This is a genomic window from Microbacterium sp. DMC48, assembly GCF_056313825.1.
Map to the genome: position 1 here is coordinate 409,371 of NZ_JBQUZN010000004.1, position 12,923 is coordinate 422,293.

The 12,923-nt window shown below is 68.8% G+C and carries 9 protein-coding genes; 6 read left to right on the forward strand and 3 right to left on the reverse strand.

Going from position 1 to position 12,923, the window contains the following annotated elements:
• Positions 1-10: 10 nt before the first annotated feature.
• The 5 genes from dut to dxs all read left to right on the forward strand — a co-directional run bounded on the left by dut (position 11) and on the right by dxs (position 6,902).
• Positions 11-460: a dUTP diphosphatase gene (gene dut, locus ACT53O_RS07220; RefSeq protein WP_208657019.1), complete on the forward strand. Its 450-nt coding sequence runs from the start codon at positions 11-13 to the stop codon at positions 458-460.
• Positions 457-1,041, forward strand: coding sequence for a DUF3710 domain-containing protein (locus ACT53O_RS07225; protein WP_112931510.1), 585 nt, complete (start codon positions 457-459; stop codon positions 1,039-1,041). The genes dut and ACT53O_RS07225 overlap by 4 nt, the downstream gene beginning before the upstream one ends.
• Positions 1,038-1,796 carry a DUF3159 domain-containing protein gene (locus ACT53O_RS07230; protein ID WP_135949831.1) on the forward strand — a complete coding sequence of 253 codons (759 nt, stop codon included), beginning with the start codon at positions 1,038-1,040 and terminating at the stop codon, positions 1,794-1,796. Before ACT53O_RS07225 ends, ACT53O_RS07230 begins: the two co-directional genes overlap by 4 nt.
• Before the next feature lie 202 nt (positions 1,797-1,998).
• Positions 1,999-4,836 (forward strand): aconitate hydratase, encoded by a 2,838-nt coding sequence (locus tag ACT53O_RS07235; protein WP_135949832.1) that lies wholly within the window; start codon positions 1,999-2,001, stop codon positions 4,834-4,836.
• 86 nt (positions 4,837-4,922) lie between these two features.
• A complete protein-coding gene (dxs, locus tag ACT53O_RS07240; RefSeq protein WP_433721074.1) occupies positions 4,923-6,902 on the forward strand; it encodes a 1-deoxy-D-xylulose-5-phosphate synthase in 1,980 nt (659 codons plus the stop codon).
• Between the two features lie 6 nt (positions 6,903-6,908).
• On the opposite strand, the gene ACT53O_RS07245 is transcribed toward dxs, so the two are convergent.
• Together ACT53O_RS07245 and ACT53O_RS07250 are read right to left on the reverse strand one after the other, a co-directional pair.
• On the reverse strand, positions 6,909-7,412 hold the full coding sequence (locus ACT53O_RS07245; RefSeq protein ID WP_476151652.1) for a hypothetical protein: 504 nt from the start codon (positions 7,410-7,412) through the stop codon (positions 6,909-6,911).
• Entirely contained in the window at positions 7,409-8,086 is a 678-nt protein-coding gene (locus tag ACT53O_RS07250) for a TetR/AcrR family transcriptional regulator (protein WP_476151653.1), read from the reverse strand. The genes ACT53O_RS07245 and ACT53O_RS07250 overlap by 4 nt, the downstream gene beginning before the upstream one ends.
• 42 nt (positions 8,087-8,128) lie before the next feature.
• Here ACT53O_RS07250 and pepN point away from each other — a divergent pair, with 42 nt between their 5' ends.
• Positions 8,129-10,642: an aminopeptidase N gene (gene pepN, locus ACT53O_RS07255; RefSeq protein WP_476151654.1), complete on the forward strand. Its 2,514-nt coding sequence runs from the start codon at positions 8,129-8,131 to the stop codon at positions 10,640-10,642.
• Positions 10,643-10,767: 125 nt separating this feature from the next.
• On the opposite strand, the gene ACT53O_RS07260 is transcribed toward pepN, so the two are convergent.
• On the reverse strand, positions 10,768-12,912 hold the full coding sequence (locus ACT53O_RS07260) for a 3-hydroxyacyl-CoA dehydrogenase NAD-binding domain-containing protein (protein ID WP_476151655.1): 2,145 nt from the start codon (positions 12,910-12,912) through the stop codon (positions 10,768-10,770).
• Positions 12,913-12,923 lie beyond the last annotated feature (11 nt).

A 12,923-nucleotide genomic window follows, 5' to 3' on the forward strand; every position in this document is an offset into this window, starting at 1 on the left:
CCCTCGTGGAGTGATCGAATCCGTGGACGTTCCCATTATCGCGCCGCAGGTTCCCGTCTACGCACATCCCGGCGACGCCGGCGCCGATCTGGTCTCGTCGGAGAGCCTGCGACTGGAACCCGGCGCTCGCGCGCTGGTGGGCACGGGGGTGCGGATCGCCCTGCCCGATGGATACGCGGCCTTCGTCGTGCCGCGCAGCGGTCTGGCCGCCAAGCACGGCATCACGATCGTGAACGCACCCGGGACGATCGACGCCGGCTACCGCGGTGAGATCAAGGTCGCTCTCCTCAACACGGATGCCCATGAGGCGTACGACATCACCGCCGGCGACCGCATCGCTCAGCTGATCGTGTTGCCCGTTCCCCGCGTCCGCTTCCTCCCCGTCGACGACCTGCCCGACACCGCGCGCGGAGAGGGCGGGTTCGGCTCGACGGGCTACCAGACAGGAGTCACCGCATGAGCGATGAACTGCAGCCCACCGGCGCGGGCGACCGCGCATCGACCGGCCCCTTCGACGAGGCAGAGGCGAACCCCGTTCGTCCGTACATCGATCTGGGTGGCATCAAGGTGCTCCCGCGTGAGGGGCTGAACCTTCGCCTCGAAGTCGAGGAGCAGACCAAGCGCATCGTCGCGGTCGGCCTCGACTACGCCGATTCGACCCTGCAGGTGCAGCCGTTCGCCGCGCCCCGCTCGAGCGGATTGTGGGACGAGACCCGTGACCAGATCCGTCAGCAGATCCGCCAGCAGGGCGGGCGCGTGGAGGAGCGCCACGGCCCGCTCGGCGCCGAACTGCTCGCCGAGGTCCCCGTCGTGAGCGGGCCTGATGCGGTCGCCGGAAAGCGCCTCGCGCGGTTCATCGGTGTCGACGGGCCCCGCTGGTTCCTGCGCGGTGTGATCGGGGGAGCGGCCACGACCGACGTCGAGGCCGCCGCCCGCGTCGAGGATCTCTTCCGCTCGATCGTGGTGGTGCGAGGCGGCAGCCCCATGCCGCCGCGCGACCTCATTCCGCTGAAGATGCCCGCCGCCCCCGGCACCGCATGAGCTCGCCCGCGCAGGAGCCCGAGGACGCGGCATCCGCTCCGCTCACGCCACCTCCGCCGTCCGCATCGGACCTCCTCGGAAGCGCGCTCGGCAACGCCGCGCGACGCGCCGGTCTCGATCCGTCGCGGCAGGCTCACACGGGACACGTCGTCTGGGCCGCCATGGGCGGCTGGCGGGGAGTGCTGGAGAGCGTGCTTCCCGGCCTGGCGTTCGTCATCCTGTTCACGACCACGGCCGATCTCACACTCTCGCTCGCGCTCTCGGTGGGCGCTGCGGCCGTCTTCACGATCGTCCGCCTCGTTCAGCGCTCGCCCGCCAGTGCGGCACTGGGGGGACTCATCGCCACCGGTGCCGCCGCCGCCCTCGCACTGTGGACCGGCCGAGGACAGGACAACTTCGTCCCGGGCCTCATCACCAACGCGGCCTACGGGACGGCGTTTCTGATCTCGGCTCTCGTCGGGTGGTCCTTGATCGGACTGGCCGTCGGCTTCCTCATGAACGAGAGCACACGCTGGCGCAGCGATCCGCGCAAGCGCCGGGTGTTCTTCTGGCTGGCGATCGCCTGGGCCGCACTGTTCTACCTGCGCCTCGCGGTGCAGCTTCCCTTCTACTTCGCCGGCGATGTCACCACGCTCGGCACCCTGAAGCTCGTGATGGGACTGCCGTTGTTCGCCCCGCTCGTCGCCGTCACCTGGCTGGCCGTGCGGGCGGTCTATCCGCGCCACCACGACGCCAGCGCGGCATCCGAGGCGTGATAGATTTATCTTGACATCAAGATAAATTCCTTCGCCCGTAATGCGCCAGAGGCGCCATCCACGGGTAAGGACAACCTCACTAGCCCGCCGCCGCGGCGGCGGGGATGATGGAGAATCAGGCGACGGCCGTCCATGCCCGACCCTGACCCCGCCGACCGACTGAGCCCGCGGCCTCAGGAACTCCCAACGAAGGAGAGCAGACGTGTCCACTGTTGACAGCTTCGGAGCCAAGAGCACCCTCACGGTCGGTGGCACCGACTACGAGATCTACCGGATCGACACCGTCGCCGGGTACGAGAAGCTCCCGTTCAGCCTGAAGGTGCTGCTCGAGAACCTCCTTCGCACCGAGGACGGCGCCAACGTCACGAAGTCGCAGATCGAGGCCCTCGGCAACTGGGATGCCGATGCGGAGCCCGATACCGAGATCCAGTTCACCCCGGCGCGCGTCGTGATGCAGGACTTCACCGGCGTGCCCTGCATCGTCGATCTCGCCACCATGCGCGAGGCCGTCACGGCCCTCGGTGGCGACCCGGCGAAGATCAACCCGCTGTCGCCGGCCGAGATGGTCATCGACCACTCCGTCATCGCCGACCTTTTCGGCACCGACAACGCGCTGGAGCGCAATGTCGAGATCGAGTACGAGCGTAACGGCGAGCGTTACCAGTTCCTGCGCTGGGGCCAGACCGCGTTCGACGACTTCAAGGTCGTCCCGCCGGGAACCGGCATCGTCCACCAGGTGAACATCGAGCACCTCGCGAAGGTCATCTACGACCGCACCGGCCGCGACGGCGTACTGCGCGCCTACCCCGACACCTGCGTCGGCACCGACTCGCACACCACCATGGTCAACGGCCTGGGCGTGCTCGGCTGGGGCGTCGGCGGCATCGAGGCCGAGGCCGCGATGCTCGGCCAGCCCGTGTCGATGCTCATCCCGCGTGTCGTCGGCTTCAAGCTGACCGGGGAGATCCCGGCGGGCGTCACCGCCACCGACGTGGTCCTCACCATCACCGACATGCTGCGCAAACACGGCGTGGTCGGCAAGTTCGTCGAGTTCTACGGCGCGGGCGTCGCTTCGGTGCCGCTGGCCAACCGCGCCACCATCGGCAACATGAGCCCGGAGTTCGGCTCGACGGCCGCGATCTTCCCGATCGACGACGTCACGCTCGACTACCTGCGCCTCACCGGTCGCGACGAGCAGACCGTGGCTCTCGTCGAGGCATACGCGAAGGAGCAGAAGCTCTGGCACGACGCCGACAGCGAGCCCGTGTTCAGCGAGTACATGGAGCTCGACCTGTCCACGGTCGTCCCCTCCATCGCCGGCCCCAAGCGCCCGCAGGATCGCATCCTGCTCAGCGAGGCCAAGTCGCAGTTCGAGAAGGACATCGTCAACTACACGACGCCCAGCGTCTCGAACTCCATCGTCGACCTCGAGTCCAAGCACTCGTTCCCGGCATCCGACCCGGGCGCGGCGCCCGGCGACGAGGAGCCGCAGACGCGTGAGGTGCACATCTCCAGCGGCGCCCCCGACGCGGCATCCAATCCCGTGCCCGTCACCTCGCCCGCCGGAGACTCGTACCTCCTCGACAACGGTGCCGTGACGCTTGCCGCGATCACGTCGTGCACCAACACGTCGAACCCGTCGGTGATGATCGCCGCCGGCCTTCTCGCCCGCAAGGCGCGCAACAAGGGCCTCAAGCAGAAGCCGTGGGTGAAGACGACGCTCGGCCCCGGTTCCAAGGTCGTCACCGATTACTACGAGAAGTCGGGGCTCGACAAGGACCTCGAAGGCCTCGGCTTCTACACGGTCGGCTACGGCTGCACCATCTGCATCGGCAACTCCGGACCTCTCATCGAGGAGGTCTCGGCGGCGATCAACGAGAACGACCTGGCCGTCACGGCCGTGCTGTCGGGCAACCGCAACTTCGAGGGCCGCATCAGCCCCGACGTGAAGATGAACTACCTCGCCTCGCCGCCCCTCGTCGTCGCCTACGCCCTCGCCGGCTCCATGCACTTCGACTTCGAGACCGACCCGCTCGGGAAGGACTCGGAGGGCAACGACGTGTTCCTCAAGGACATCTGGCCCTCGCCGGACGAGGTGCAGGAGGTCATCGACTCGTCGATCTCGCGTGACCAGTTCATCAAGCAGTACGCCACCGTGTTCGACGGCGACGAGCGCTGGACGAGCCTGCCCACGCCCGAGGGCCCGATCTTCGAGTGGGACGCCGATTCGACGTACGTGCGCAAGGCGCCGTACTTCGAGGGCATGTCCATGGACCTGACCCCGGTCACGGACATCCACGGCGCTCGGGTGATGGCGACCCTCGGCGACTCGGTCACCACCGACCACATCTCGCCCGCGGGGAACATCAAGGCCGGCACGCCCGCCGCGCAGTACCTCACCGAGCACGGTGTCGCGCAGAAGGACTTCAACTCCTACGGCTCGCGTCGTGGCAACCACGAGGTCATGATCCGCGGCACGTTCGCCAACATCCGCCTCAAGAACGAGCTGGTCGCCGCGGTCAACGACGGTCAGATCGTCGAGGGTGGCTTCACCCGTGACTTCACGCAGGAGGGCGGCCCGCAGTCGTACATCTTCGACGCGTGCGAGAACTACCGCGCCGAAGGCACCCCGCTGGTCGTCTTCGGTGGCAAGGAGTACGGCTCGGGCTCGTCGCGCGACTGGGCCGCGAAGGGCACGTCGCTGCTGGGCGTCAAGGCGGTCATCACCGAGAGCTTCGAGCGCATCCACCGCTCCAACCTCATCGGCATGGGCGTCGTGCCGCTGCAGTTCCCCGAGGGCCAGAGCTGGAAGTCGCTGGGCCTGGACGGCACCGAGATCGTCTCTATCGAGGGCCTCGAGCAGCTCAACGAGGGCGTCACCCCGAAGACCGTGAAGGTCACGGCGGCCCCCAGCGAGTTCTCGCCGGAAGGCAAGGAGACGATCGTCTTCGACGCCAAGGTGCGCATCGACACCCCCGGTGAGGCGGATTACTACCGCAACGGCGGCATCCTCCAGTACGTGCTGCGTTCGCTGGTCTGAGCGCCGGTTATAACGCCCCGGCATCGGTCCCTGCAAGGGGACGCCGATGCCGGGGCCTCGGCGTTTGGGCGACGTAGACTCGGAGGATGAGTCTGCTCGCTTCGATCACCGGTCCGCGCGACCTGGACTCCCTGTCCACCGAGCAGCTCGAGCAGCTCGCGCAGGAGATCCGTGACTTCCTCGTCGAGAATGTGGCGCGCACGGGCGGTCATCTCGGACCGAACCTCGGCGTCGTGGAGCTCACCATCGCGCTGCACCGGGTCTTCAACTCTCCCGACGACCCCTTCGTCTTCGACACCGGCCATCAGTCGTATGTGCACAAGCTGCTCACCGGCCGCCAGGACTTCCGCGGGCTGCGCTCGCGCGACGGACTCGCCGGCTACCCGCAACGCGCGGAGAGCGTCCACGACGTCGTCGAGTCCTCGCACGCGTCGAGTTCGCTGAGCTGGGCGGACGGCATCTCGCGGGCGTTGACCCGCACCGGCCGCAAGGATCACCACGTCGTCGCTGTCGTCGGTGACGGCGCGCTGACGGGCGGGATGACCTGGGAGGCACTGAACAACATCTCCGACGACAACGATCGCAATCTGGTGATCGTCGTCAACGACAACGGACGCTCCTACGCTCCGACGATCGGGGGGATGGCTCGCTATCTGAACCGGGTGCGCACCACCGAGGGCTATGAGAGCCTGCGCAAGAGCTCGGCATCCTTCTTCCGTCGCCTCGGACCCATGGGGCGCGCCGTCTACCGTGGTGTCCGCGGCGGCACGCATGGATTCCTCTCGCGCTTCTCCAACAACGAGGCGCTGTACTCGAACCTGGACATCAAGTACCTCGGGCCGATCGACGGACACGACCTCGTCGCGCTGCAGGAGACGTTGCAGCTGGCCAAGGACTACAGCGCCCCCGTGATCGTGCACGTCATCACCGAGAAGGGCCGCGGTTACGAACCCGCGCGCAACGACGAGGCCGATCAGTTCCACGCCGTCGGCAAGATCGACCCGGCGACGGGCGAGCCGCTGGGCTCTTCGGATGCCGTCGCCTGGACCGACGCCTTCGCCGATGCACTCGTCGCGGCCGGAGAGCGTCGCGACGACGTCATCGCGATCACCGCGGCGATGCTGCGCCCGACGGGCCTGCAGCCGTTCGCGCAGCGCTTCCCCGACCGTGTCTACGACGTCGGCATCGCCGAGCAGCATGCGGTGGCTTCCGCGGCGGGGCTCGCGTTCGGCGGGCTGCATCCCGTCGTTGCGATCTACGCGACGTTCATGAACCGCGCCTTCGACCAGGTGCTCATGGATGTGGCCCTGCATCGCGCGGGAGTGACGTTCGTTCTCGATCGCTCGGGTGTGACCGGGCCCGACGGCCCCAGCCACCATGGTGTGTGGGATCTCGCGATGCTGCAGCTGGTCCCCGGCATCCGCATCGCCGCACCCCGCGACGAAGCCCGCTTGCGGGAGGAGTTCGACGAGGCGATCGCGGTCGACGACGCCCCCACGGTGATCCGCTTTCCCAAGGGCGCCGTCGCGGTCGAACAGCCGGCCCTCAAGCGCCTCTCGGACGGTGTCGACGTGCTGTGGCAGAACGGGGCCGAGGACGTTCTGCTCGTCGGCATCGGCCCGATGACGCAGCTCGCGGTCGAAGTCGCCGAGCGTCTGCGCGCCCAGGGCATCGGAGCGACCGTCGTCGATCCGCGCTGGGTCGTTCCCGTGCAACCCTCCATCGTGAAGCTCGCGGCCGCCCATCGTCTGGTGATCACGATCGAGGACGGCATCCGCGTCGGTGGCGTCGGAACGCGCGTGCGCCAGGTGCTGCGCGAAGCGGGCGTCGACACGGCCGTCGACGAGCTCGGCCTTCCCGATGCCTTCATCGATCATGCGACACGCGAGCAGATCCTCGAAGACGCCGGCCTGTCGGCCGCGAAGATCGCGCAGGACGTCGTCGCGCAGGTGCTCGGCACGCGTATCCCCATCGCGCGGCCCTCCACCGAGACGGGTGCCATCTGGACCGTCCAGGGCGGCGCAGACAGCTCCGAACACGCAGACCACGGCGACGGCCGCGGCTGATCGCAATCAGCCGTCGAGCCGGAGGTCCTCTTCCTCCATCACGGGTGCTCGCCGCTGCGGCGTCCGCGCGCCCTGCCACCGGCCGTAGACCGTCGCGGCCGCGCAGACGCCGAGCGTCAGCGTGACGAATGCCGGATCGAGGGTCACCGTGCTCGACAGCGCGGCGAAGACGGCGATCGCCGCCGCACCGATGACGGCACCGAAAACCGCGAAAACACCGAGGTGGATCCAGCCGCGCCGCACGCGACGAAGCGCGTAGCCGACGGCGGCGGCAACGGGAAGTCCGACGATCGTCACCACCATCGAGACGAGCCCGCCGAAGAAGGCGACCCAGACGGCCGCGTACGCCGCCATCGTGAGGGTCGACGGATCGAAGGGCGCGCTGCCGGCGGCGAGCGTCCACGCGACGGTCGCCGCCGCGAGCAGCACCATGAACGCCAGCCACGCGTGCGTCGCACCACGCCAGAGCTGCTCGCTCGTGAACACGCGGGACCGATTCGGCTCGCTCACCGGCCCGCCGCCGCAATCAGCCCGAGCAGGTCGCGCACGACCCCGCGCACGATCGGCAGGCGCGCGAGCGGCAGCGTCGTCCGCAGCAACGCGAGACCCCGATCGAGCAGACAGCGCGTGCGCTGCTGTCCTTCCGAGCGGTCATAGACCCAGAAGAGCGCCAGCAACAGGTGCGCGAGGAAGAGCACCGTGGGCAGCGCCTCAGCGAGGTCCTTCGGGACCGTTCCCGAACGCGCCCCGTGCACCGCCTCCGCGAACAGGCCCTCCGTGATGGCTCGGGCCTCGCCGGACGCCTCGGCGAGAGGATTGATCTCCGAGCGCGGCGAGACGGCGGCGGAGAGGAACTCGGCGGCGTGCTCGTGGTACGCGGTGAGCTGGTCGAGCCCCGTGCGGTACACGATCGCGATGCGGTCGACGAGGTCGTCCGCATCGACGAGAGCCGGAACCGCCGCAGCGTGATGGCCGCGCTGCACCTCGAGATAGAGCTCCTGGACCAGATCGTTCTTGGTGGCGAAGTGGTAGTACGCGTTGCCGACGGACACGCCCGCCTCCTGCGCGATCAGACGCATGGTCGTCGCGTCGTACCCTCGGTCCCGGAACGACGTCAGCGCGATCTCGCGAAGGCGCGCACGCGTCCGCTCGCTCTTGGACGACGGCTCCTCAGAAGTGAACATGTTCGAAAAATAGCACAGTCCGTACCGTGACAGCATGGATGGATGAGCTCCGCCAACCTCACCCGCGAAGAGACGGCGGCTCGCGCCGCCGCCATCCGCCTGCACGCCGTCGAGGTCGATCTCGACCTGCGTTCGGCTCCGGATGCCGCCGCCACGACCTTTCCGACACGGTCCACGCTGGAGTTCACCGCGAGCACCGACAGGACCTGGGTCGACTTCATCGGCGCGGCCGTCGACGCCGTCACGGTGAACGGACGGTCCCAGCCGGTGGTGTGGGACGGGGCCCGCGTCCAGATCTCCGGACTCCACTCCGACGCAGCGACGGCGAACGTTGTCCGCATCGAGGCCTCGGCCCGCTACAGCACCTCCGGAGAAGGGCTTCACCGGTTCCGCGATCCCGTGGACGGTGCGACCTACCTCTACACGCAGTACGAGCCGGCGGACTGCCGGCGAGTCTATCCGTGTTTCGAACAGCCCGACATGAAAGCGCGCTGGAGCTTCGCCGTCGCCGCGCCCACCGGGTGGGCGGTGCTGTCCAACGGCGCCGAGTCGTCGCGGGAGGAGGTCGACGGGGGAGTGAGTGTCCGCTTCGCGGAGACGTTGCCGCTGTCCAGCTACATCACCGCGGTCGCCGCAGGTCCCTACCATCGCGCCGAGGGCACGTACGCCGGCGCCGACGGCGAGATCCCCCTCGGTGTGCTCTGCCGCGCATCCTTGGCCGCACACCTCGACGCGGATGAGATCCTCGACATCACCCGCCGCGGACTGTCGTTCTTCGAGAAGGCCTTCGACTACCCCTACCCCTGGGGCACGTATGACCAGATCTTCGTGCCCGAGTACAACCTGGGCGCCATGGAGAACCCCGGGCTCGTGACCTTTACGGAGGCGTATGTGTTCCGCGGCGCCGCCACGGCCGCACAGCGCGAGGCGCGCGCGAACACGATCCTCCATGAGATGGCGCACATGTGGTTCGGCGACCTCGCGACGATGCGATGGTGGGACGACCTGTGGCTCAAGGAGTCGTTCGCGGACTACATGGGGACGCACGCCGCGGCGGCCGTCGGTGGGTTTCCGGACGCCTGGGTCAGCTTCGCGACCCGGCGCAAGGGATGGGCGTACACGCAGGACCAGCTGCCCACGACGCATCCGATCGTCGCGGACATCCCGGATCTGGAGGCGGCCAAGCTCAACTTCGACGGCATCACCTACGCGAAGGGCGCCTCGGTGCTCAAACAGCTCGTCGGGTTCGTGGGCGAAGGCGCCTTCTTCCGGGGTGCTCAGCGCTACTTCGCCCGCCACGCCTTCGGCAACACGACGCTGCCCGATCTGCTGCAGGCTCTCGAAGAGGCTTCGGGACGCGACCTACGGGCTTGGAGCGCCGCGTGGCTGCAGACGACCGGGGTCGCCGACGTGCGTGCCGAGCGCACCGCGGAAGGCCTCGCTCTGGCGGTTTCGGAGGTCCGCCCGGACCGTGTGAACGTCGGACTGTACGCGGAGGCCGAGGGCCGTCTCGTCCGCCGTGGCTCGGCCTCCGCCGACATCGTCGGCGCACGGACCCTCCTCGCCGACGCACCGCTCGAGGACGTCGTGCTGGTGGTCCCGAACGACGACGACCGCACGTACGCGAAAGTGCGGTTGGATGCCGCGTCGACGGATGCCGTCGCGCGCGGACTGTCCACGATCGACGACACGCTGGCGCGAGCGGTCGTCTGGGCGTCGCTGTGGAACGCGGTGCGCGACGGCATCCTGCCCGCGACGGACTACGTCGACATCGTCGCGCGGCATGCGCCGCGGGAGACCGACGCAGCCCTGCTCACCGAGGCCGCGACGCGGGCCGCGTTCACGATCGCCCACTTCGCCGCCGATCGCGACCGGCCGGCGCTGGCGGCCGGCTGGCTGGAGACGGCGTGGAGCGCCCTACAGCGCGCGGTTCCCGGTTCGGACGCCCAGCTCATCTGGGCCCGCGCCGTGGGTGCGGCGGCGGCGGTCTGCGACGACCGGGCGACCGACCTCGGCGCGATCCTCGCCGACTCCGCGCCCGCCCCGGCGGGGCTGCGGCTGGACCCCGATCTACGCTGGGCGTGGCTCGTCGCCCTCGCCGCGACGGCCCACGCGGATGACACCGACATCGAGCGCGAGCTCCGCGCCGACGACACCGCGTCCGGTCGTGTCGCCGCACGCACGGCGCGAACCGCCCGCCCCGACGCCGACACCCGCGCCCGCGGCTGGCACGACGCGTGGTCGGACGAGACACTGACAAACGACCACCTCGACGCGACGATCGCGGGCGTGCGAGCCGGTGGGCGGCGGGACCTCATCGCCGGATTCGACGACGAGTACTTCGCGCGCATCCTGCCCGCGTGGCGGTCGCGGTCGATCGAGATCTCCCGGCGCCTTGTGGTCGGCCTCTTTCCGGCATCCCCGTCGCTCGACGCCGCCGACGCGTGGCTGCGGGACCACCCCGACGCACCCGGAGCCCTGCGCCGCCTCGTCATCGAGCAGCGCGACGGCCTCGCACGCGATCTGCGCGTGCGGGCGGCACAGCCGTCGAGCTGATCGCGCGCTCGCGCACACCGGAAGCGGAGACGGAAAACGGAATCGGATGCCGCGCGAATGCGGCATCCGATTCCGTTGCCACCATCCGAATCCGTGGTGACGGGCGAAGGGCGGGAGACGGCGCGTCAGGCGCCGATGCCGCGGATCGGCGGGTGGTGGAAGGTGTCGCCGAACGCGCGCTCGGATGCACCCTCGCGATCGAGGTACGGCGAAGCCCCGCCGTCGATGAACGGCCAGCCGGCGCCGAGGATCAGGCACAGGTCGATGTCCTCGACCTCGGGAACGACGCCCTCGTCGAGCATCAGCTTGATCTCGGTGGCCAAGCCGTCCTGCACGCGCCGAAGAATCGTGTCGGCGGATGCCGGGGCGGAGCCCACATGCCCCTTCAGCGCCTTCTCCGCCGCCTTCGAGAAGCCGGTGACGCGCCCGCCCTTGTCCTTCTCGACGACCTCCGGCAGCTCGGCGAGCTGGTGGAAGTTATCGTTCGCGTAGAAACGGTCGGGGAACGCGTGGACCATCGTGTCCTGGACGTGCGCCGCGACCTTCCACCCGACCAGATCGATGAGCTGGAAGGGTCCCATCGGCAGTCCGAGCGGCGCGAACGCCTTCTCGACATCCGCGACGGGGGTGCCCTCGTAGACGGCACGCGCTGCCTCGCCCATGACCTTGGCGAGGAGGCGATTGACGACGAAACCCGGAGCATCCGCCGTCAGCACGGCGTTCTTGCCGAGGCCCTTCGCCACGACGAAAGCCGTCGACAGCGCGGCATCCGTCGTGGTCGGCGTCTTGACGACCTCGATCAGGGGCATGACGGCGACCGGGTTGAAGAAGTGGAAGCCGACGAGCCGTTCGGGGTGCTCGAGCTTTGATCCGATCTCCTCCACCGACAGCGACGACGTGTTGGTGGCGAGGATGGCGTCCTCGGCGACGATCTTCTCGATCTCGCCGAAGACGGCCTGCTTGACGCCCACCTCCTCGAAGACCGCCTCGATGACGAAGTCGCAGTCGGCGTACAGGCTCTTGTCGGTCGTGCCCGTCACGAGCGCGCGGAGCTTGTTCGCGGCGTCGGCGTCGAGGCGACCCTTCGCCTCGAGCTTGCCGATCTCGTCGTGGATGTAGGCGACGCCCTTGTCGACGCGGGCCTGGTCGAGGTCGGTGATGAGCACCGGCACCTGGAGCTTGCGCACGAACAGCAGCGCGAACTGGCTCGCCATGAGTCCCGCGCCGATGATGCCGACCTTCGTGACCTTCTTCGCGAGGGTCTTGTCGGGAGCGCCGACGGGCCGCTTGGCCCGCTTCTGCACGAGATCGAACGCGTACATGGATGCCGCGAACTGGTCGCCCGTGACGAGATCGGCCAGGGCCTCGTCTTCGCGCGCGAAGCCCTCGGCCTTCGTTCCGCCCTTCGCCTTGTCGAGCAGCTCGAGTGCGGCGTAGGGGGAGCGTGGGACGGTGCCGATCTTGGATTCGAGCATGCCGCGCGCGACCTTGATCGCGATGGGCCACTTGGTGAGCCGCTCGATCTTGCCCGGCTCGTTCTTCCGCTCGACCTTGACGGCCCCCGTCAGGACCCCGTCGGCCCAGGCGAGCGAGCTCTCGAGGTAGGTGGCAGCAGGGAAGATCGCGTCGAAGATGCCGTAGTCATACGCCTGCTGCGGCTTCAGCATGCGGTTCTGCTTCAGGGGGTTGCTGATGACGACCTCGAGGGCATTCTCGATGCCGATGAGGTTCGGCAGCAGGTACGCGCCGCCCCAGCCGGGGATGATCCCCAGGAACACCTCGGGCAGGGCGATCGCGGCTGCGGAGGCGTCGACCGTGCGGTACGTCGAGTTCAGCGCGATCTCCAGCCCCCCGCCGAGGGCGAGACCGTTGACGAAGGCGAAGGAGGGCACTCCGAGCTCGCCGAGCGACCCGAGCACCTTGTGCCCGAGCTGCGCGACCAGACGGGCGTTGTCCTTTGAGCCGACCCGTGTGATGTCGGAGAGGTCCGCGCCGGCGGCGAGGATGTACTGCTTGCCCGTGATGCCCACGGCCTGGATCTCGCCGGCCCCCGCACGGGCCTTGAGGCTCGCCAGCGTCGCCCCGAGCTCGGTCAGTGTGGCCGGACCGAGCGTGTTGGGCCGCGTGTGGTCGCGACCGTTGTCGAGCGTGATGAGCGCGAGGATCTTGCCCGAGGGCAGGGTGATGTCGCGTACCCGCGAATGGGTGACGACCTCGCCGTCGGCGAGCGCGGTGAGGGGGGAGAAGTCGATCTCGTCGTAGTTCGTCATGTCCGTCGTCC

Bases quoted from the DNA above. Each gene is read 5' to 3' on its own strand.
- pepN (WP_476151654.1), top strand. From the start codon at position 8,129: ATGAGCTCCGCCAACCTCACCCGCGAAGAGACGGCGGCTCGCGCCGCC.
- ACT53O_RS07230 (WP_135949831.1), top strand. From the start codon at position 1,038: ATGAGCTCGCCCGCGCAGGAGCCCGAGGACGCGGCATCCGCTCCGCTC.
- ACT53O_RS07250 (WP_476151653.1), bottom strand. From the start codon at position 8,086: ATGTTCACTTCTGAGGAGCCGTCGTCCAAGAGCGAGCGGACGCGTGCG.
- ACT53O_RS07225 (WP_112931510.1), top strand. From the start codon at position 457: ATGAGCGATGAACTGCAGCCCACCGGCGCGGGCGACCGCGCATCGACC.
- ACT53O_RS07260 (WP_476151655.1), bottom strand. From the start codon at position 12,912: ATGACGAACTACGACGAGATCGACTTCTCCCCCCTCACCGCGCTCGCC.
- dxs (WP_433721074.1), top strand. From the start codon at position 4,923: ATGAGTCTGCTCGCTTCGATCACCGGTCCGCGCGACCTGGACTCCCTG.